17 protein-coding genes are annotated in these 21292 nt (G+C 58.2%); 9 read left to right on the forward strand and 8 right to left on the reverse strand.

Features of this window, described 5'->3' with window-relative positions:
- The first annotated feature begins 109 nt into the window (after window positions 1–109).
- The 4 genes from fhuA to fhuB are packed head-to-tail and all read left to right on the forward strand — an operon-like array spanning window position 110 to window position 6030.
- Window positions 110–2317, forward strand: a complete 2208-nt coding sequence (gene fhuA / locus ACLI4M_RS14170) for a ferrichrome porin FhuA (protein ID WP_133624429.1) — start codon at window positions 110–112, stop codon at window positions 2315–2317.
- 48 nt (window positions 2318–2365) lie between these two features.
- Window positions 2366–3160: a Fe3+-hydroxamate ABC transporter ATP-binding protein FhuC gene (gene fhuC / locus ACLI4M_RS14175; RefSeq protein ID WP_048914976.1), complete on the forward strand. Its 795-nt coding sequence runs from the start codon at window positions 2366–2368 to the stop codon at window positions 3158–3160.
- Window positions 3161–3175: 15 nt separating this feature from the next.
- Window positions 3176–4054 carry a Fe(3+)-hydroxamate ABC transporter substrate-binding protein FhuD gene (gene fhuD / locus ACLI4M_RS14180; protein ID WP_133624427.1) on the forward strand — a complete coding sequence of 293 codons (879 nt, stop codon included), beginning with the start codon at window positions 3176–3178 and terminating at the stop codon, window positions 4052–4054.
- Window positions 4054–6030 (forward strand): Fe(3+)-hydroxamate ABC transporter permease FhuB, encoded by a 1977-nt coding sequence (fhuB, locus tag ACLI4M_RS14185; protein WP_133624426.1) that lies wholly within the window; start codon window positions 4054–4056, stop codon window positions 6028–6030. Before fhuD ends, fhuB begins: the two co-directional genes overlap by 1 nt.
- Window positions 6031–6130: 100 nt before the next feature.
- On the opposite strand, the gene hemL is transcribed toward fhuB, so the two are convergent.
- The gene (hemL, locus tag ACLI4M_RS14190; RefSeq protein ID WP_133624424.1) at window positions 6131–7411 is read right to left on the reverse strand and encodes a glutamate-1-semialdehyde 2,1-aminomutase; all 1281 of its coding nucleotides are present in this window, start codon (window positions 7409–7411) and stop codon (window positions 6131–6133) included.
- Between the two features lie 169 nt (window positions 7412–7580).
- Here hemL and clcA point away from each other — a divergent pair, with 169 nt between their 5' ends.
- Together clcA and erpA are read left to right on the forward strand one after the other, a co-directional pair.
- Window positions 7581–8996 carry a H(+)/Cl(-) exchange transporter ClcA gene (gene clcA, locus ACLI4M_RS14195; RefSeq protein ID WP_133624422.1) on the forward strand — a complete coding sequence of 472 codons (1416 nt, stop codon included), beginning with the start codon at window positions 7581–7583 and terminating at the stop codon, window positions 8994–8996.
- Between the two features lie 96 nt (window positions 8997–9092).
- Window positions 9093–9437, forward strand: a complete 345-nt coding sequence (gene erpA, locus ACLI4M_RS14200) for an iron-sulfur cluster insertion protein ErpA (protein ID WP_048914981.1) — start codon at window positions 9093–9095, stop codon at window positions 9435–9437.
- Window positions 9438–9493: 56 nt separating this feature from the next.
- On the opposite strand, the gene ACLI4M_RS14205 is transcribed toward erpA, so the two are convergent.
- The 3 genes from ACLI4M_RS14205 to mtnN all read right to left on the reverse strand — a co-directional run bounded on the left by ACLI4M_RS14205 (window position 9494) and on the right by mtnN (window position 11379).
- A complete protein-coding gene (locus ACLI4M_RS14205; RefSeq protein WP_048914982.1) occupies window positions 9494–9742 on the reverse strand; it encodes a hypothetical protein in 249 nt (82 codons plus the stop codon).
- Window positions 9743–9860: 118 nt separating this feature from the next.
- Window positions 9861–10688, reverse strand: a complete 828-nt coding sequence (gene btuF / locus ACLI4M_RS14210; protein WP_133624420.1) for a vitamin B12 ABC transporter substrate-binding protein BtuF — start codon at window positions 10686–10688, stop codon at window positions 9861–9863.
- Window positions 10681–11379, reverse strand: a complete 699-nt coding sequence (gene mtnN / locus ACLI4M_RS14215) for a 5'-methylthioadenosine/S-adenosylhomocysteine nucleosidase (protein ID WP_133624418.1) — start codon at window positions 11377–11379, stop codon at window positions 10681–10683. Before mtnN ends, btuF begins: the two co-directional genes overlap by 8 nt.
- A 386-nt stretch (window positions 11380–11765) precedes the next feature.
- On the opposite strand from mtnN, the gene dgt reads away from it, so the two are divergent.
- Complete coding sequence (dgt, locus tag ACLI4M_RS14220; RefSeq protein WP_133624416.1) at window positions 11766–13271, forward strand: dGTPase; 1506 nt, start codon at window positions 11766–11768, stop codon at window positions 13269–13271.
- A 140-nt stretch (window positions 13272–13411) separates the two neighbouring features.
- The gene (gene degP / locus ACLI4M_RS14225; protein WP_413449725.1) at window positions 13412–14854 is read left to right on the forward strand and encodes a serine endoprotease DegP; all 1443 of its coding nucleotides are present in this window, start codon (window positions 13412–13414) and stop codon (window positions 14852–14854) included.
- 150 nt (window positions 14855–15004) lie between these two features.
- Here the strand turns inward: degP and ACLI4M_RS14230 are convergent, their stop codons facing one another.
- From ACLI4M_RS14230 to map, 4 genes are all read right to left on the reverse strand, one after another.
- Complete coding sequence (locus tag ACLI4M_RS14230) at window positions 15005–15397, reverse strand: DUF3461 family protein (protein WP_048914987.1); 393 nt, start codon at window positions 15395–15397, stop codon at window positions 15005–15007.
- A 232-nt stretch (window positions 15398–15629) separates the two neighbouring features.
- Window positions 15630–16454: a 2,3,4,5-tetrahydropyridine-2,6-dicarboxylate N-succinyltransferase gene (dapD, locus tag ACLI4M_RS14235; protein WP_048914988.1), complete on the reverse strand. Its 825-nt coding sequence runs from the start codon at window positions 16452–16454 to the stop codon at window positions 15630–15632.
- A 96-nt stretch (window positions 16455–16550) separates the two neighbouring features.
- The gene (gene glnD, locus ACLI4M_RS14240) at window positions 16551–19208 is read right to left on the reverse strand and encodes a bifunctional uridylyltransferase/uridylyl-removing protein GlnD (RefSeq protein WP_133624414.1); all 2658 of its coding nucleotides are present in this window, start codon (window positions 19206–19208) and stop codon (window positions 16551–16553) included.
- A 94-nt stretch (window positions 19209–19302) separates the two neighbouring features.
- The gene (gene map / locus ACLI4M_RS14245) at window positions 19303–20097 is read right to left on the reverse strand and encodes a type I methionyl aminopeptidase (RefSeq protein WP_133624412.1); all 795 of its coding nucleotides are present in this window, start codon (window positions 20095–20097) and stop codon (window positions 19303–19305) included.
- Between the two features lie 375 nt (window positions 20098–20472).
- Between map and rpsB the strand changes: the two genes are divergently transcribed.
- The gene (gene rpsB / locus ACLI4M_RS14250) at window positions 20473–21198 is read left to right on the forward strand and encodes a 30S ribosomal protein S2 (protein ID WP_048914991.1); all 726 of its coding nucleotides are present in this window, start codon (window positions 20473–20475) and stop codon (window positions 21196–21198) included.
- The last annotated feature ends 94 nt before the right edge of the window (window positions 21199–21292 follow it).

The raw sequence follows: 21292 nt of genomic DNA on the forward strand, positions 1-21292 counted from the left end.
CGTGGCTTTTCCCTTGCGAAAGCTGCTTCGTTTCGCATATTATCCGAGCGTTATAATAATAATTATCGTTTCGTTTCACATTCAACAATCCTTGTTCAGAGAAAGCTCAATGGCCAACACGCGCAATTTTTCCACTGATTTCAATACCGTAAAGACGGCGAAACGCCAGCTGGCAGTCTTGGTTGCCTTGTCCCTGACCAGCGGCGCTGCCTTTGCCGCTGACGACACCATTACCGTAAACGCTAATGCCAGCAGCGCGCCGCAGGAGAGTCCGTGGGGGCCAGCGCCAACCATCGCCGCTAAAACCAGCGCCACCGCTACCAAAACTGCGACGCCAATTGAGAAAAACCCACAGTCGGTTTCCGTGGTCACCAGCCAGGAGATGCAGACGCATCAGCCGCTGTCGGTGAAAGAAGCGCTGGGCTACACCACCGGCGTAATGGTGGGCAACCGCGGTGCCTCCAACGTGATTGATGCGCTCTCTATTCGCGGCTTTAGCGAAACCAATACCAACCAGTATCTTAACGGCCTGAAATTGCAGGGTGATAACTACTCTGAATTTGCCATTGACCCTTACTTCCTTGAGCGCGTCGAGCTGATGCGCGGACCGACCTCGGTGCTGTACGGAAAAAGTAACCCGGGCGGTATCGTGGCAATGGTCAGCAAGCGGCCAACCACGGAGACCCTGCGTGAAGTGCAGTTCCAGATGGGTAGCGATAACCTGTTTTCCACCGGCTTTGACTTCGGCGGTGCGCTGGATGATAACGAAGCGTTTTCTTACCGCCTGACCGGCCTGGCGCGCAGCGCCGATGCGCAGCAGCAGATGAACAAAGAGAAGCGCTACACCATTGCGCCATCGTTCAGCTGGCAGCCGGATGAAAACACCCATTTCACCTTCCTGAGCTATTTCCAGAACGAGCCGGAAACCGGCTACTACGGCTGGCTGCCGCGTGAAGGCACGGTAGTGCCCATTACCGATGCCAACGGCAATCAGCATAAGCTGCCAACCGATTTTGATGAGGGTGAAGCGAGCAATAAAATCTCGCGCAACACTAAAATGGTGGGCTACAGCTTTGACCACGCGTTCAACGATACCTGGACCGTGCGCCAGAACCTGCGTTACGCACAGATGCGTACTGATTACCTCAGCATCTATGGCAACGGCCTGAATACGGCAAACAACACTATCGATCGCGGTTACGCACATTCGCAGGAAAAGCTGAACCAGTTTGCCGTGGATACTCAGGCACAGGCGAAGTTTGCTACCGCGCAGCTGGACCATACGCTGCTGATGGGCGTGGATTACCAGCGTTCGCGTAACGATATCGATGCCATCTTTGGCGCTGCTGCTCCGCTGGATGCACTCAATCCGGTGTATGGTAACGACCAGCCAACGGCGCTGTATAACCCGTACCAGTATCTGAATAAGCAGGAACAGACCGGTCTGTACGCGCAGGATCAGATGGAGTGGGACCGCTGGGTGCTGACGCTGGGCGGGCGCTACGATTACCTCACCATGTCTGCCTTTGACCGTAACGGCAGCGAGAATAAAACCCACGACCAGGCCTTCACCTGGCGCGGCGGCGTTAACTACGTCTTCGATAACGGTATCGCCCCTTACTTCAGCTACAGCGAGTCGTTTATCCCGAATACCGGCACCACGCTCGGCGGCGAAACTTTCCAGCCATCGCGCGCCAAACAGTATGAAGCCGGGGTGAAATACGTACCGAAAGATCGTCCCATCGTGCTGACCGGGGCAATCTACCAGCTGACCAAAAACAACAATCTGATGGGTGACCCGACGGCACCGCTGTTCAGCGTGCAGGGCGGCGAAATCCGCTCACGCGGCTTTGAATTTGAAGCCAAGGCCGCCGTCAATGCCAACGTCAACGTGACGGCTTCTTACAGCTATACCGATGCGCAATACACCGAAGACAACTATCTGCGTGGTAAAACCCCGGTGCAGGTGCCGAAGCATATGGCTTCACTGTGGGGGGATTACACCTTCCACGAAACGGCGCTCTCCGGCCTGACGCTGGGTACCGGTCTGCGTTACGTCGGTGAGAGCAAAGGTCTGTATCGCCACCAGGACAGCAACGGTGCTAACCAGGATCAGAACTTCGACGTCGCGGGCTATACGCTGGTGGATGCGGTCGTGAAATACGATCTGGCACGCTTTGGCCTGCCGGGTTCATCGGTGGGGGTTAACGTCAATAACCTGTTTGACCGCGAGTATGTGGCCAGCTGCTACCGCGAGCACGCCTGCTACTGGGGCGCGGAACGTCAGATTGTGGGTACCGCCACCTTCCGTTTCTAACTCTCTTATCGGGCGCGGTACGCTGCGCCCGCCAATCAGAAGAAAACCATGCCACATCAGTCTGCTACAGAAACCACCTTCACCCTGGATAACGTCAGCTTTGCCGTACCGGGCAGAACCCTGTTACAGCCCTTGTCGCTGGCCTTTCCCGCCGGAAAAGTGTGTGGCCTGATCGGCCATAACGGCTCCGGAAAATCGACGCTGTTGAAAATGCTCGGTCGCCACCATGCGGCATCAGCAGGGCAGGTGCGACTTAACCAGCAGCCGCTCGACAGCTGGAGCAGCAAAGCCTTTGCCCGCGAAGTGGCGTATCTGCCGCAGCAGCTTCCCGCTGCGGAAGGGATGACGGTACGCGAGCTGGTGGCGATTGGACGTTATCCGTGGCACGGCGCGCTAGGGCGCTATGGCGCGGAGGATCGTCAGCGTGTTGATGAAGCGATTGCGCTGGTCGGCCTGAAACCGTTGGCCAGCCGTTTGGTCGACAGCCTCTCCGGCGGCGAGCGTCAGCGCGCATGGATTGCCATGCTGGTTGCACAGAACAGCCGCTGTCTGCTGCTGGATGAACCGACCTCGGCTCTGGACATCGCCCATCAGGTTGACGTGCTGGCGCTGATCCAGCGTCTCAGCCGTGAACGGGGCCTGACGGTGATCGCGGTGCTGCACGATCTCAATATGGCGGCCCGCTACTGCGATCATATGGTGGCGCTGCGCCACGGTGAGATGATCGCCCAGGGCGAGCCGCAGGCGATCATGCAGGGTGACGTGCTGGGGGAAATTTATGGTATCCCGATGGGTATTTTACCGCACCCGAATGGCGGCGCGCCGGTGAGTTTTGTTTACTAAGGGTTGGATGTTGTGATGCCGGATATTTCGCGTCGCCGTCTGCTGACGGCACTGGCCTGTTCCCCGCTGCTGGCCCAGCTTCCCCGCTCTGCATATGCTGCTGATGAGCAGCGCATTATTGCGCTGGAGTGGCTCCCGCTCGAACTGCTGATGGCGCTTGGCGTGACGCCCACTGGCGCGTCTGAACTGCACGGTTATCGCAACTGGGTGGGGGAGCCGGTCCTGCCGCCGTCGGTGGTGGATGTGGGGCTGCGTAGCGAACCGAACCTTGAACTCATCACCCAGCTGAAGCCCTCGCTGATCCTCTTTTCACAAGGTTATGGCCCGGACCCGACACGTTTTCAGCGCATCGCGCCGGGCATGGGCTTCACCTTTAACGACGGTAACGGCAAGCCGCTGACCAGCGCCCGTCAGTCGCTGATGGCGCTGGCGCAGCGCATCAACCGCGTGCCGCAGGCTGAAGCCCATCTGGCCGAACTGGATGCACTGATCGCGCGCGTGAAGGCCCGCCTGGCCCGCCGCCAGCAGCGGCCTCTGCTGCTGATGTCTATTCTCGACCCGCGTCATGCGATTGTCTTCACCGCCAACGGCCTGTTCCAGCAGGTGATGGATGCGCTGGGGCTGGTGAATGCATGGCAGGGGGAGACCACCTTTTGGGGAAGTGCGGTGATTGGAATTGAACGACTGGCAGATCGGCACGATGTTGAGGCGATCTGCTTCGAGCACGGCAATGCAAATTTGATGAAACAGGTCACTGCCTCCGACCTGTGGCGTTCGATGCCCTTTGTGCGCGCGCAGCGCTTCACCGAAGTGCCGCGCGTCTGGTTCTATGGGGCGACGCTCTCGGCGATGCAGCTGCTCTACACGCTTGACCGCGTGCTGGGAGGGGAGTGATGCGCCAGTACCGTTTACCGATCGCGCTGCTGCTGCTGCTGTTTATCGCCGCGCTGGCGCTAACGCTCACCAACCTGCAACACCAGCTGCCTGCCGAACAGTGGCTGACGGCGCTGCGCGCGCCGGATATGAACAATATCGAGCAGATGGTATTCCACTACAGCCTGCTGCCGCGCCTGTCGCTGTCGCTGCTGGCCGGCGCCGGGCTGGGGCTGGTGGGGCTGCTGTTCCAGCAGGTGCTGCGCAATCCGCTGGCGGAACCGGCGACGCTGGGCGTGGCGAGCGGGGCGCAATTGGGCATTACCGTGGTGACGCTGTGGAGCGTGCCGGGCGGCATGCTGACGCAGCAGCTGGCGGCGACCTTTGGTGCCATCGCGGTTGGCGTGGTGGTGTTTGGCGTGGCGTGGGGCAAACGGATGTCGCCGGTAACGCTGATCCTCGCCGGGCTGGTGCTGTCGCTCTACTGCGGCGCGGTGAATCAGATCTTCGCTATCTTCAATCATGACCAGCTGCAAAACATGTTTCTGTGGAGCACCGGATCGCTGAACCAGATGGACTGGAGCAACGTCGAGTTCCTCTGGCCGCGCCTGCTGGGCGGTGTCCTGCTGACGCTGCTGCTGCTGCGCCCGATGACCCTGATGGGGCTGGACGACGGCGTGGCGAAAAATCTTGGCCTGGGGATTTCGCTGGCGCGCTTTGCGGTGCTGGCGCTGGCTATTCTGATCAGTGCCTCGCTGGTTAATGCCACCGGGATTATCGGCTTTATCGGCCTTTTCTCGCCGCTGCTGGCGAAAATGCTCGGCTTCCGCCGTCTGTTTGGTCGCCTGCTGGTGGCGCCGCTGATTGGTGCGCTGCTGCTGTGGCTGGCGGACCAGAGCGTGCTGTGGCTGGCGGATAAAATGGGCGAGATCTCCACCGGCACGGTGACGGCGGTGATCGGGGCGCCGCTGCTGCTGTGGCTATTGCCGCGCCTGCGCACCGGTTCGCTGCCGCCGGCGATGAATCAGGGTGATAACGTTCCTGCCGAGCGCCACCGCGTGCTGTGGTGGGCGCTGCTGGGCGGCGGCGTACTGCTGCTGCTGAGTGCGGTGGCGCTGAGCTTTGGCCGCGACGCGCACGGCTGGGTGTGGGCGAGCGGGGATCTGTGGCATCAGCTGCTGCCGTGGCGCGCGCCGCGTATGCTGGCGGCGCTGGCCACCGGGATGATGCTGGGCGTGGCGGGCTGCGTGGTGCAGCGCCTGACCGGTAATCCAATGGCCAGCCCGGAAGTGCTGGGCATCAGCTCCGGCGCGGCGTTTGGCGTGGTGATTATGCTGTTTATCGTGCCGGGTGATGCCTTTGGCTGGCTGCTGCCGGCCGGTAGCCTCGGCGCGGCGGTGACGCTGCTGATTATCTCGATTGCCGCCGGACGCGGCGGTTTCTCCCCCGAGCGCATGCTGCTGGCCGGGATGGCGTTGAGCACGGCGTTTGCCACGCTGCTGATGCTGCTGCTGGCGAGCGGCGACCCGCGGATGGCTGGCCTGCTGACGTGGATTTCCGGTTCGACCTATCAAATCGATGCGCTGCAGGCGAAGCGAACGCTGATCATTGCCGCCATCCTGCTGGCGCTGGTGCCGCTGTGCCGCCGCTGGCTGACCATTCTGCCGCTGGGGGGCGCGACGGCACGTGCCGTCGGCGTGGCGCTGACGCCATCGCGCCTGGCGCTGCTGCTGCTGGCGGCCTGCCTGACGGCGGCGGCCACGCTGACTATCGGCCCGCTGAGTTTTGTCGGCCTGATGGCCCCGCATATTGCGCGCATGCTCGGCTTCCGCCGGGCGCTGCCGCAGCAGGTGATGGCGGCGCTGTTGGGAGGTGGACTGATGGTGGCGGCAGACTGGTGCGGCAGGATGCTCTCCTTCCCGGATCAGATCCCGGCCGGATTGCTGGCGACCTTTATTGGCGCACCGTACTTTATCTATCTGTTGCGCAAGGTATAAAAAAAGGTCAGGCATGCCTGACCTTCTCGGATGTTGTCCGGGCGGGGCATGCCCCGCCCGGAGATTACCGTTTGAGCCCCGCGGCCCATGGCATGGTGGTTTACAGTTTCGCGAAGCTACGACGTGCCGCGTCGATGGTGCGCTGAATATCTTCCGGGCTGTGCGCCAGCGACATAAAGCCGGCCTCAAATGCGGACGGGGCCAGATAAACTCCCTCCTCCAGCATCAGATGGAAGAAACGCTTAAAGCGCTCAACGTCGCACTGCTGCACGTCGGCATAATGAGTCACGCTGTCGGCGTCGGTGAAGAACAGGCCGAACATGCCGCCAACGTGGTTAATCACCAGCGGGACATTCTCCTCTTTCGCTGCCGCCAGCAGGCCGTCAGCCAACCGGGTGGTCAGCTCGGTCAGGGTTTGATGCGTACCGGTGCGCGCCACTTCGGTCAGACAGGCGAAGCCTGCGGCCATGGCGATCGGGTTGCCGGACAGCGTACCCGCCTGGTAAACCGGGCCTGTAGGCGCCAGCGCTTCCATCACTTCACGACGGCCGCCAAAGGCACCTACCGGCATGCCGCCGCCGATGATTTTGCCGAGGCAGGTCAGGTCCGGCTCCACGCCGTAATAAGCCTGCGCCCCCGCCAGCGCTACGCGGAAGCCGGTCATGACTTCATCGATGATCAGCAGCGCACCAAACTCATCGCACAGCGCACGCAGGCCCGGCAGGAACTCCGGCAGCGGCGGAATGCAGTTCATGTTGCCGGCGACCGGCTCAACGATGATGCAGGCCACTTCCTGCGGATACTGCTCAAAGGCCGCGCGTACGGAGTCGAGGTCGTTGTAAGTGCAGGTCAGCGTATGTTTGGCAAAGTCCGCCGGCACGCCAGGGGAGTTAGGCTGGCCGAGAGTCAGGGCGCCGGAACCCGCCTTTACCAGCAGGCAGTCAGCGTGGCCGTGGTAGCAGCCTTCGAACTTGATGATTTTATCGCGATGGGTAAAGCCGCGCGCCAGACGAATCGCACTCATGGTGGCTTCAGTCCCGGAGTTCACCATGCGCACCATATCCATGGTCGGCACCAGCTCGGTGACCAGCGCCGCCATTTTCACTTCCATCTCGGTGGGAGCGCCGAAGCTCAGGCCGCGTTCAGCCGCTTCAATCACCGCGTTGCGGATGGCGGGGTGGTTGTGCCCCAGTACCATCGGGCCCCAGGAGCCGACATAGTCGATATAGGCTTTACCGTCTGCATCGAACAGATAAGCCCCGTCAGCGCGTTCGATAAACAGCGGTACGCCACCCACGCCGTTAAAGGCTCGCACTGGCGAGTTGACGCCGCCGGGAATTAACTGCTGCGCCTGAGCGTACAGGTTTTCAGACTTACTCATGGAACCGCTCCTGATCATTCATTAAAAAACCCGTCTATTCTAAGGTAACTTCGCGAGTCAGCCAAAGGCTGTTGCTGATTCTGACACGATTAGAGAGAAATTAAGCGCGGGCTTTACTGGCGAGAACAGGTAAGATATTGACCAATCTTTACAATAAAATGAATGGCCTATGACTCAGCACTCCACCTCAACTGATGATTTGCACGTGGTGCCTGCCCGGCGCGGCGACTTTCTGCGCCTGCTGCTGCGGCGCGATAAAACGCCGCTGGCGGTGCTGGTGATGGCCGGAATTGCCGGAACCCTGACCGGCCTGGTCGGCGTTGGTTTTGAACACGCGGTGAACTGGATTATCGGCCAGCGCGTCGGGCTGCTGGCGTCATTCAGCCAGCATCCGCTGGTGATGTACCCGCTGGCGTTTATCATTTCCGCCCTGCTGGCGGCGGTTGGCTATGGTCTGGTGCGCGCGTTCGCCCCTGAAGCCGCAGGTTCCGGGATCCCGGAAATCGAAGGTGCGCTGGAGGAGCTGCGCCCGGTGCGCTGGTGGCGGGTCATTCCAGTGAAGTTTATCGGCGGGATGGGGACGCTCGGCGCCGGGATGGTGCTGGGCCGGGAAGGCCCGACGGTGCAGTTGGGTGGCAATATCGGCCGTATGCTGCTGGATATCTTCCGCATGAAGAGTACCGAAGCGCGGCACTCGCTGCTGGCGACGGGGGCGGCGGCGGGGCTGTCGGCGGCGTTTAACGCACCGCTGGCCGGTATCCTGTTTATTATCGAAGAGATGCGCCTGCAGTTTCGCTATAGCCTGATCTCGATTAAGGCGGTGTTTATCGGGGTGATTATGTCGAGCATCGTGTTCCGGGTGTTTAACGGCGACCGGGCGGTGATCGAAGTGGGGCGGCTGTCGGATGCGCCGGTGAATACGCTGTGGCTCTACCTGCTGCTGGGGATGGTCATTGGCGTGGTGGGCGTGACGTTTAATCAGCTGATCTTTCGCATTCAGGATCTGTTTCAACGCCTGCACGGTGGCAGGATGAGTAAGGTGCTGCTGATCGGGGCGCTGCTGGGGGGCATCTGCGGCGTGCTGGGGCTGGTCATGCCTGCGGCTTCCGGCGGCGGCTCCGGGCTGATCCCGCTGGTGGCGGCAGGAAATTACACCGCCGGAACGCTGCTGTTTATTTTTATCATTCGTCTGGCGACCACGCTGCTCTGTTTCTGCTCCGGCGCGCCCGGCGGGATTTTTGCCCCGATGCTGGCGCTCGGCACGGTGCTTGGCACGGCGTTTGGCCTTGTCAGCGCGGCCCTGCTGCCGGAGTATCACTTGCAGGCGGCGACCTTCGCTATTGCCGGAATGGGGGCGCTATTTGCTGCGTCGGTGCGCGCACCGCTGACCGGCATTGTGCTGGTGCTGGAGATGACCGACAACTACCAGCTGATCCTGCCGATGATTATTACCTGCCTGGGGGCGACGCTGCTGGCGCAGTTTCTTGGCGGCCAGCCCTTGTATTCCTCCCTGCTTGCCCGCACTCTGGCTAAGCAGCAGAAACAGGAAGCGGCCGATGCCACCGCACAGGGTGGTACAGCCTGAGCTTGATTGCTCTACCCGTGTGTAAGATAATGACAACAATTATGGTCGATTTGTGACCTGTCAGGCACCCGGCCTGAAAGCATACTGGAGTATCACATGAGCGACGATGTAGCACTGCCCCTGCAATTTACCGATGCGGCGGCCAGTAAAGTCAAAAACCTGATTTCCGATGAGGACAACCCGGAGCTGAAACTGCGTGTGTATATCACCGGCGGTGGCTGCAGCGGTTTCCAGTACGGATTTACCTTTGACGACAAGATTAACGACGGTGACATGACGATTGAGAAATCGGGCGTGGCGCTGGTGGTGGACCCGATGAGCCTGCAATATCTGGTGGGCGGCTCGGTGGATTACACCGAAGGGCTGGAGGGTTCACGCTTTATCGTGACCAACCCCAATGCGAAAACCACCTGTGGTTGTGGTTCTTCCTTCAGCATCTGATCCCGCTTAAAAAAAAAGCCTCCCATCCGGGAGGCTTTTTTTTACATTGGATAATTTTACCATTCGACGGTAACTAACCTTACTTTCTGAGCCGCACTGTCTTCAACAACGTTTTGCGTAATTTTCGGCTGGGCATCAGGCTGTACTCCACAGGCAATATCCGGCTGGCGGCTGGCAGAAACAGCGCTGCCATCGACGCGGCACTGCGTGTAGATGGTTAATTTCACGCCAATGCTGCCGGTTGTTGAAGCGGCAAAGGCATGACCCGTCATCATCAGCCCGAGAGCCAGATAAACGGATTTCATATGACGATTTCCTGGTGGTGTAAACCGGGGAATTAACTCAAAGCAATAAAACGGGCGGCGGATTATGTACGGATTTCGCTGCCTCGTTATTTAGTTAACGGCCAATATTGCCGGAGCTTTAATCACGCATAGCGGTGATTTTTCGTTCTCCGGGCTTGCCGGCTAGCGATAGCTGGCTGCACAGTTTTTGCGCAGCCAGAATCATACGCGGTCCGGCGCGGCTTAGCCAGTCATCATTGATAGCAATCACCGTTGCCGCAAGCTGCGGGCGCCAGAACTGCGCCACCTGCTGCGCCTGAGCGTCATCGCCGGGGATGACAATTGCCCGTGGCTGGCGAACTAAAACCTGTTCGCGGCTGACCTGCGGCCACGGCACTCGTGCATCGGCAAAGATATTCTCCCCGCCGCACAGCTGCAGTACTTCATTTTGCAAAGTATGGCCCGCTGCCGTAAACAGCGGTCGCATGCCAAACTGCATGAAAACCGGCTTTGGCTGCTGCCGGGCATAGCGCAGGCGTAGATCGGCAAACTGCTGCTGCAGGCGATCTGCCGCCTGTTCGGCCTGCTGTGGCTGCGGGCTGTAAACCGACAGCTGGCGCAGGCTGGAGACCAGCTCAGCGATAGAGTCCGGCGCCAGCCACACCACCTTCACCCCCAGCGACTGCAGCTGGTCAGCCTGGCGCTGCGGCGTGCCGCCGCGCCAGGCGAGCACCACGTCCGGCTTCAGCGCCAGCAGCTTCTCCGTATTGATCCCCTGCCAGTTTGCCACTTCGCGGATCTGCTGCGCCGCAGGCGGATAATCAGAGAATGCGCTGACGCCAACCGGGGTAATGCCCGCTGCAAAGGCCAGCTCGGTCAGGTTAGGGGCCAGCGTAACCACGCGCGGCGCTGCCGTGGCGGCACAGGCCAGCCACAGCAGCAGCAGGGGGAGAAAGCGTTTAGCCACGAGCCAGCTGGGCTAGCAGGGTTTCTACCATTAATGAAGACTGCTTAGCGGCGACCACCAGGAACTCGTCAAAGCTGAGGTGGGATTCCTGATCGGCTACGTCAGAGATGGCGCGTACCACGACGAACGGCGTGCTGAACTGATGGCAGACGTGGGCGATGGCGGTCGCTTCCATTTCCACGGCCACCGCCTGCGGGAAGGTGCTGCGTATGCGTGCCAGCGGGGCAGCGCCGTTGATAAAGGCATCACCGCTCACCACCAGGCCGCGCACGGCGTTGAGGCCCAGCTGAGCAATGCACTGCTCTGCGGCGGCAATCAGCTTGTCGTCAGCTTTAAACGCCGCCGGGCAGCCGGCCATCTGGCCTGGCTCGTAACCGAAGGCGGTCACGTCGGCATCGTGATAGCGCACTTCGTCTGACACCACGATATCGCCCACTTTCAGCGTGGAGGCGAGACCACCGGCGGAACCGGTATTGATTACCACGTCCGGCTTGCACAGCTGCAGCAGCAGGGTAGTGCCAAGTGCGGCAGAGACTTTACCAATGCCGGATTTCAGCAGGGCCACGTCAACACCGTTCAGCGTTCCGGTATAAATTTCACAGCCCGCCAGGGTCAGAGTCTGACGGTTTTCAATTTTGTCACGCAGCAGCGTAACTTCCTGTTCCATCGCACCAATAATGCCTGCTTTCATAGGGATACCCGCTAAAATTGTAGAATTTGCCAATGATTTCGGCGCATAGTCTATCATGGCAGCATCAGGCTGTGTCCCGTGATTGGTCGTGGCCCCGTCGCAGCGCCAAAATGCCGTTATCAAGGCGGAGGGTGCAGGCCATAGTGAACTATGGCCAAACCTGACAACACAGAGAGCGGCATTTTGGGGCGCGACCCGTAGGGCTGGGGCCAAATCTGCTTGCAACCGCGTTGTTCGCCGGCTTATTGGGTTCACCCAATGGCGCGACTCACGCCTTGCCGCAAGCAGATTTGACCTCCAGCGGGGCTCACGCACAATTACGGGACACAGCCTGGCGTGATAATCCGTCTGACGGTGATGCGTACCGTTAACCCGAGGGAACAGGCATGAGCGCGATAGACTTTCGCACGAAAATTAACTGGCAGCGTCGCTTTCGTCCGTATCAGGGGCCGAAGGATGAGCATGAAATTCTGCGCATATTTGAGAGCGATCGCGGGCGGATTATCAACTCTGCGGCGATCCGCCGCCTGCAGCAGAAAACCCAGGTTTTCCCGCTGGAGCGCAATGCCGCCGTGCGTACCCGGCTGACGCATTCGCTTGAAGTGCAGCAGGTTGGGCGCTATATCGCCAAAGAGGTGCTGACGCGCCTGCAGGAGCAGGGCCAGCTGGCCGCGCTGGGGCTGGCGCAGCTGACCGCGCCGTTTGAAAGCATCGTCGAGATGGCCTGCCTGATGCACGATATCGGCAATCCGCCGTTTGGTCATTTCGGCGAGTCGGCGATCAACGACTGGTTCCGTCAGCAGCTGGATGCGGGCTGGCAGCCGGAGAGCCAGCGCCCCGACCGCTGTGTGCCCGAGGTGCTGCGTCACTGCGACGATGGGCTGAACGAGCTGCGTGCAAATATTCGTCAGGATTTGTCGCACTTCGAGGGCAATGCGCAGGCGATCCGCATGGTGCACACGCTGATGAAGATGAATCTGACCTGGGCGCAGGTGGGCTGTATTTTGAAATACACTCGCCCGGCCTGGCACAGCGGTCCGGTTCCGGACAGCCACAGCTATTTAATGAAAAAGCCCGGCTACTATCTGGCGGAAGAGGAGTACGTCAGCCGCCTGCGCGAGCAGCTGGATCTGCAGCCGCACAGCCGTTTTCCGCTGACCTATATCATGGAAGCGGCCGACGATATCTCCTACTGCGTGGCGGATCTGGAAGATGCCGTGGAGAAAAAAATCTTCAGCGTTGAGCAGCTGTATGAACATCTGTTCCAGCTCTGGCCGAATCATCAGCAGGGCGATCTGTTTGCCACGGTGGTGACCACCGCGCTGGAGAAATCACGCAGCCGCCAGACCAACCTGAGTCGCGAGGATCAGTTCTTTATGTATCTGCGCGTCAATACTGTCGCGGAGCTCGTGCCGCACGCCGCCAGCCGTTTCATCGATCATCTGCCCGCGGTCTATCATGGTGATTTCAACGAGGCGCTGCTGGAAGATGGCAGTCCTCACAGCCTGCTGCTGGATATTTTCAAAAAAGTCGCCTTCCGCCACGTATTTAATCATCCGGAAGTCGAGCAGCTGGAATTGCAGGGGTATCGGGTTATCAGCGGCCTGCTGGATATATACCGCCCGCTGCTGCTGTTAACGCGCGAAGAATTTAGCGAGTTGAATGAGAAGGATTATCTGAAAGGGTATCCGATTGAAACCCGGCTGTTTCACAAACTCTCAACGCGTTTTCGCCTCGCCTACAGTGAAGCCGTGGAAAACTTGGATAAAACGCCAAACGAAGAGGCTATCTGGGAATACTATTATCGCGCGCGCCTGTTACAGGATTACATTAGCGGGATGACCGATCTGTACGCCTGGGATGAGTATCGGCGTCTGATGGCCGTGGAATAAGCTGTGCTGAGTTTTGTAAAGGGAGACAATACTTTTTTACCTTTCCCTAATATTTAAACATGAACTTAGCGCTAAAAAGTTAATCTCATCATCACAACCACAGCAATGGTTATTTAACTGAATACTTGAGAATCCATCTAATGAAAAAAACCACGTTAGTATTAAGTGCCCTTGCCATGAGCATTGGGCTGGCAATGAGCCCGTTATCTGCCAGCGCTGCTGAAACCGCCTCATCTTCTACGCCCACTCAGCAGTTGCCAAGCCTGGCACCGATGCTGGAAAAAGTGATGCCGTCGGTGGTCAGTATCAATGTTGAAGGCAGCACCACGGTGCGCACGCAGCGTATGCCGCAGCAGTTCCAGCAGTTCTTCGGCGACAACTCGCCATTCTGTCAGGACGGTTCGCCGTTCCAGTCCTCACCAATGTGTCAGGGCGGCGGGGCGGAAGGCAACGGCGGAGCAGATACCCAGCAGCAGAAATTCAAAGCGCTCGGCTCTGGCGTAGTGATTGATGCCGCTAAAGGCTATGTGGTCACCAATAACCACGTGGTAGATAACGCCACCAAAATTCAGGTGCAGCTGAGCGACGGGCGTAAATTTGACGCCAAAGTGATTGGTAAAGATCCGCGTTCCGATATCGCACTGATTCAGCTGAAAGATGCCAAAGGTCTCACCGCGATTAAAATTGCCGATTCAGATGCGCTGCGCGTGGGTGACTACACCGTGGCGATCGGTAACCCGTACGGCCTGGGTGAAACGGTCACCTCGGGGATCGTCTCTGCGCTTGGCCGCAGCGGCCTGAATGTGGAAAACTACGAAAACTTTATCCAGACCGATGCGGCGATCAACCGCGGTAACTCCGGCGGTGCGCTGGTGAACCTGAACGGTGAGCTGATCGGGATTAATACCGCGATCCTGGCGCCAAACGGCGGCAACATCGGTATCGGCTTTGCTATCCCAAGTAACATGGTGAAAAACCTGACCGGTCAGATGGTTGAATATGGCCAGGTGAAACGCGGCGAGCTGGGGATTATGGGCACCGAGCTGAACTCTGAGCTGGCGAAAGCGATGAAGGTCGACGCGCAGCGCGGTGCATTTGTCAGCCAGGTGCTGCCTAAATCTTCCGCTGCGGAAGCGGGCATTAAAGCCGGGGACGTGATCGTTTCTCTCAACAACAAGCCAATTTCCAGCTTTGCGGCGCTGCGTGCTGAAGTCGGCTCGCTGCCGGTTGGCACCAAAATGGAGCTGGGCCTGATCCGCGACGGTAAGCCGATGAAGGTTAACGTGGCGCTGCAGCAGAGCACCGCAGCCAAGGTCGATTCCGGTACTATCTACACCGGTATTGAAGGCGCTAACCTGAGCAACTACGATGCGAAGGGAACCAAAGGCGTGAAGGTGGATAGCGTGAAGGCCGGTTCTGCGGCGGCGCGCATCGGTCTGAAGAAAGACGATGTGATCCTGGGCGTTAACCAGCAGGCAATTGCTAATCTGGGTGAGCTGCGCAAAATCCTTGATACTAAGCCATCGGTACTGGCGCTGAATATTCAGCGTGGTGACAGCAGCATTTACCTGCTGATGCAGTAAATGATGTCGAAAAGGGCGGACCGAAAAAGAGGGGCCGCCCCTACACAGGATTGTAAATATGATAAGGGCGGACCGAAAAAGAGGGTCCGCCCTTACAATGGACTATAAACGTAGGGGGTGACCTTCTTTTCCGGTCACCCCTTATTTATTTTAACGACCGTTGCGGGTCAGTTTATCCAGGTCTGATTCAATTTCTGCGATCTTATTAGAAACAACGCTTTCCAGATGACGCAGGTCGTCGAGAATTTTACGTTTCAGATCGACTTCTACCTGATCGCGCTGGCAAATCTGATCCAGTTCGTCAATCACATAGCGCAGATTAGGGCTAATTTCCTGCACTTCTTTGTAACCCTGGCTGGCATTATCAGCCACCACAGTTTTACGCTGACGCGGATATTTAAATTTCACGCTTTTGGCAAAGAACTCGCCTTTGTCTTTGCGGAAATAGATTTTCAGGATGTCGTTGTTCGCTTCCTGACGCAGGCTGTAACGGTCGATATCTTCCGGCGTTGCAATGCCCAGACCTTTCAAATTATCGTACATAGCATTTTCCTTTAAGGAGACACTCGATCCAGATGCGATCAATGTAGTCGCTATCCGAAAAACGGAAAAGGATCGGTTAATTTAAGAACAGGATTTTTCTGGCGCGGATTATGGCTCAGATTGTGCGCAATAGCATCACTTGTTTCGCGGCGTGAAAGAGGTAGTTCGCAGAAGAAACGTAAAGTTAACGTTACAGGAGAGGGCGGGCCGCCGTGGCAGCCCGCAGACGAGATTAGTCGATGGTACGCAGCAGTTCGTTGATGCCGGTTTTGCCGAGGGTTTTGGCGTCAACCTTTTTCACAATCACCGCACAGTACAGGCTGTAGGTACCGTCTTTGGATGGCAGGTTGCCGGAAACCACTACTGAACCCGCCGGAACGCGACCGAAGTGGACTTCGCCGGTTTCGCGGTCAAAGATTTTGGTGCTCTGGCCGATATAAACGCCCATTGAGATCACCGAGCCTTCTTCCACGATCACGCCTTCTACGATCTCAGAACGGGCGCCGATAAAGCAGTTGTCTTCGATGATTGTCGGGTTGGCCTGCAGAGGTTCCAGTACGCCACCGATGCCCACGCCGCCGGACAGGTGCACGTTTTTACCAATCTGCGCACAGGAGCCCACGGTCGCCCAGGTATCCACCATCGAGCCTTCATCAACATAGGCACCAATGTTGACGTAAGAAGGCATCAGCACGGTGTTACGGGCGATAAATGCACCCTGACGCACCGCGGCAGGTGGCACCACGCGGAAGCCCTCTTTCTTAAAGCGCGCTTCGTCATAGTCGGCGAATTTCATCGGGACTTTGTCGTAGTAGCGGCTTTCAGCGCCTTCCATTACCTGATTGTCATTGATGCGGAAAGAGAGCAGCACCGCTTTCTTCAGCCACTGGTGAGTCACCCACTGACCGTCGATCTTCTCAGCCACGCGCAGGGCACCGCTGTCGAGCAGGGCAATAACCTGGTTAACCGCTTCACGGGTAACGGTATCCGCGTTGGCTGGGGTAATGTCCGCACGGCGCTCGAAAGCAGCCTCAATAACACTCTGTAACTGTTGCATAGTTAGTCTCTTCCTGGTTTTGCCGACGCATATTCAACGAAAACGATTCCGCTGCGGCAGAATCACGCGCTGGCACTGATAAAAAGTAAATCTGGGTCACACTTTATCGTTTGGATTAAGGGCCTCTGTCAACCGTTGTTGCAGCACTTCGCGCAAATCTGCGTCTAATGCCCGACGATCGCTGTTGGCGAGGATAAATAAATCCTCGACGCGTTCACCGATGGTGCTGATGCGCGCGCCGTGCAGCGACACGTTTAAGTCGGCAAACACTTCGCCAACGCGTGCCAGTAACCCGGGCTGATCGAGCGCCACTAATTCCAGATACGTTCGTCTGTCAGTGTGTGTGGGTAAGAAATTCACCGCGGTATCAACGCTAAAATGCTTCAACCTTGCCGACTGTCGGCGCATGCGCGGCGGCTGCCAGTGAGTTTGACAGATCGCCTGCTCCAGCGCCTGGCGGATCATCTCATGGCGATCCGGCGCCAGCGGGCTACCGTCCGGCTCCAGCACGATAAAGGTATCCATTGCCATGCCGTCGCGGCTGGTAAAGATCTGCGCATCGTGGACGCTGAGGTTACGGCGATCCAGCTCCCCGGCTACGGTGGCAAACAGGTAGGGACGATCCGGGCTCCAGATAAAGATCTCGGTGCCGCCGCGTGTCGCCTGCGGGCTGACGAGCATCAGCGGCTTGCTGAGGTCGTGATTCATCAGGTGGCGCGCATGCCAGGCCAGCTGGTTAGGCGTGTGGCGCAGGAAATAGTCTGCGCGGCAGCGGCCCCAGATACGGTGCAGGGCCTCTTCATCGATGTTGTCCATACGCAGCAGCGCCAGCGCCTGCAGGCGGTGATGGCGCACGCGCTCGCGCAGGTCGGGGCTGTTCTCCATGCCGCGCCGCAGCTGCTTCTCGGTGGCGAAGAACAGTTCGCGTATCAGGCTCTGCTTCCAGCTGTTCCACAGCGTTTCATTGGTGGCGCAGATATCGGCCACCGTCAGGCACACCAGGTAACGCAGGCGACTTTCGTTCTGCATCACTTCGGCGAACTGCTGGATCTCGGTCGGGTCCTGAATATCGCGGCGCTGGGCGGTCACCGACATCAGCAGGTGGTGGCGCACCAGCCAGGCAACCAGCTGGGTTTCGCGTGAGTTGAGGCCGTGCATTTCGGCGAACTCCAGCGCGTCCTGCGCGCCGAGGATCGAGTGGTCGCCGCCGCGCCCTTTGGCGATATCGTGGAACAGTGCCGCCATCAGCAGCAGCTCCAGCTGCGGCAGGCGCGGCCACAGCTCCACGCACAGCGGATGGCGCGGGCGGGTGCGTTCGTCGGCAAAGCTTTCCAGCTTTTGCAGCACGCGAATGGTATGTTCATCAACGGTATAGGCATGGAACAGGTCAAACTGCATCTGGCCGACGATGTTGCTCCACTGCGGCATATAGGCCCACAGCACGCTGTGGCGATGCATCGGCACCAGTGCCCGGCTCACCGCGCCTGGGTGCCGCAGGATCGACAGGAACAGCTCGCGCGCCTGCGGGATGGTACAGAGCGGCTGCTTCAGATTGCGGCGCGCGTGGCGCAGATGGCGCAGGGTGGTGGAGTAAATACCGGTAATTTTTGGCGTGCGCACCATCGCCCAGAACATGCGCATGATCGCTTCCGGCTGCCGGGCGAACAGGGTCTCATCCCGCAGGTCAATCAGGGTGCCGCGCAGCTGGAACTCTTCATCCATCGGCCGCGGTTTCTCGTCGGTGCCAAGCGCGAGGATCGCCTCATCAAACAGCTGCAGCAGCATCTGGTTGAGCTCACCCACGCGGCGCGTGACGCGGAAAAAGTCCTTCATCATGTGCTCGACCGGTTCGTTGACGTCACCCTGATAGTTCAGACGCTGGGCCACGTTGAGCTGGCGGTCGAACAGCAGGCGGTTGTCGTAGCGGGTGAGGGTGAGGTGCAGGGCGAAGCGAATACGCCACAGCATGCTCTGGCATTCGTTGAGTTCATTGCGCTCGGCTTCGGTCAGGAAACCAAAGCCGACCATATCGTCCATCGACGTGGCGCCGAAGTGGCGGCGGGCGACCCATAACAGCGTGTGGATATCGCGCAGGCCACCGGGGCTGCTTTTGATATCCGGCTCCAGGTTGTAGCTGGTGCCGTGGTAGCGCTGGTGGCGATCCTGCTGCTCTTCGATTTTGGCGGCGAAGAAGCGGTCAGAAGGCCAGAAGCCATCGCTGAAAATGTTCTTCTGCAGCTCAAGGAATAGCGCGAGGTCGCCGGTCAGCATGCGCGATTCAATCAGGTTGGTGGCGACGGTAAGGTCGGATAACCCCTCCAGCAGGCACTCTTCCAGCGTGCGCACGCTGTGGCCAACTTCCAGCTTCAGGTCCCACATCAGGGTGAGCAGATCGCTGGTGCGCTGGGCATCTTCATCGGACAGCGGTTTGCGGCTGAGGATCAGCACGTCAATATCGGAGAGCGGGTGCAGCTCGCCACGGCCATAGCCGCCAACGGCGACCAGCGCGACGCCCTCTTTTTCCGGGAAGCCATAGAAGCGCCACAGCCGCCGCAGCAGGCGGTCAATAAACAGGGTGCGCGCATCGATCAGGCTCTCCACATCCTGCCCGGCGTCGAACGCGGCGGCCAGATGCTGCTGGAAAACATCAAGGTGATGCTTCAGCGTGTCGCGATTCAGCTCGCGGTCTTCCCAGCGTCGCGGCGCTTTGGTGAGCTTTTTCAGGATGCTGGCTTCAGTTACATCTTTATTCATTTCACCGCCCCTAAGACATAAAAAAACCGGCTTGCGCCGGCCTGGTACTCTGCATGCGGGCTGACCAAAAAATAAGATCAGCCCCTACACCGAATCAATCCTCGTGCGTCAGTATCGCCGGGATGGTGTCGTCTTTGCGCAGCGTCATTATTTCGCAGCCGTTTTCCGTTACCACAATAGTGTGTTCGTACTGTGCGGACAAGCTGCGATCTTTGGTTTTTACGGTCCAGCCATCTTTCATGCTGCGGATGCGGTAATCACCGGCGTTGACCATCGGTTCGATGGTAAAGGCCATACCGGCCTGCAGCACCACACCGCCGTCATCCGCGTCGTAGTGCAGTACCTGCGGCTCTTCGTGGAAGCCTTTACCGATGCCGTGGCCGCAGTACTCACGCACCACCGAGAAGTCCTGCGCCTCTACAAACTTCTGGATCTCACGACCGATGGTGCGCAGGCGGATACCCGGCTTCACCATACGCAGGGCCAGGTAGAGGCTCTCCTGGGTGACGCGGCACAGGCGCTCGCCCTGAATCGTGGGTTTACCCACGATAAACATGGTTGAGGTATCGCCGTGATACTCATCTTTGATCACGGTGACGTCGATATTGACGATGTCGCCGTCCTTGAGAATTTTGTCGTCGCTCGGAATACCGTGGCACACCACTTCATTGACCGAAATGCAGACGGATTTCGGGAAGCCGTGATAGCCGAGGCTGGCGGAGACCGCATGCTGTTTATTAACGATGTGATCGTGGCAGATACGGTCCAGCTCACCGGTGCTGACGCCAGGCTTGACGTGCTCTTCAATCATCTCAAGCACTTCAGCCGCCAGGCGACCGGCAACGCGCATTTTTTCGATTTCTTCAGGGGTTTTAATTGAGATAGCCATTCATTCGGTCCACATTTGTCGTCATTGTCGACAATAATATAAAGAAAGTGCTGCAATGGTATCAGCCTGCCCCGACGCTGCCAATTGCAGTTTGTGGTCTCAGCCATGCTGTGGCCTGCGGCAGTCATTTAATTCGGGCCGCAAGGGTAACAATTGTTGGCTACAGCTGCGGCTTTATGGTATAAAGCGCGCCGACGATTCTCTGTTCGGTGAGTCTCTTCGCCAGATTGAGAAACGCATAAATCTCACTATGTGTAAATAACACACACGTATCGACACCTACGCCGGGGTGCCTTGCTGGTTCGAAAGAGCCGATGGGTCGGTTGTACGGGATACGTGGAGGCTTAACCCCAAACTATATCTATAGAGGTAATCATGGCAACTGTTTCCATGCGCGACATGCTCAAGGCCGGTGTACACTTCGGTCACCAGACCCGTTACTGGAACCCGAAAATGAAGCCATTCATCTTCGGCGCGCGTAACAAAGTTCACATCATCAACCTTGAGAAAACTGTACCAATGTTCAACGAAGCCCTGGCTGAGCTGAGCAAGATCTCTTCCCGTAAAGGTAAGATTCTGTTTGTTGGTACTAAGCGCGCTGCAAGCGAAGCGGTAAAAGAGCACGCTCTGAGCTGCGACCAGTTCTTCGTTAATCACCGCTGGTTGGGTGGTATGCTGACTAACTGGAAAACCGTTCGTCAGTCAATCAAACGTCTGAAAGATCTGGAAACTCAGTCTCAGGATGGCACCTTCGACAAACTGACTAAGAAAGAAGCGCTGATGCGCGCTCGTGAACTGGCCAAGCTGGAAAACAGCCTGGGCGGTATCAAAGACATGGGCGGCCTGCCAGACGCACTGTTTGTTGTCGATGCAGACCACGAACACATTGCTATCAAAGAAGCAAACAACCTGGGTATCCCAGTGTTTGCTATCGTTGATACCAACTCTGATCCAGACGGTGTTGACTACATTATCCCAGGTAATGACGATGCAATCCGTGCTGTTAGCCTGTACCTGACTGCAGTGGCTACCACTGTACGTGAAGGTCGCTCTCAGGACCTGGCTCAGCAGGCAGAAGAAACCTTCGCCGAAGCTGAGTAATAAGGCTTGCTCTGTTAAGAGCCCTTAAAAATCAGATGTGAATCTGTAAGGGGCCTTTGTGGCCCCTTTATTTTTTCGAGTTCGCTTTGCTGAA

The sequence above is a fragment of the Erwinia sp. LJJL01 genome (assembly GCF_047300805.2).
Taxonomy (GTDB): domain Bacteria; phylum Pseudomonadota; class Gammaproteobacteria; order Enterobacterales; family Enterobacteriaceae; genus Erwinia; species Erwinia aphidicola.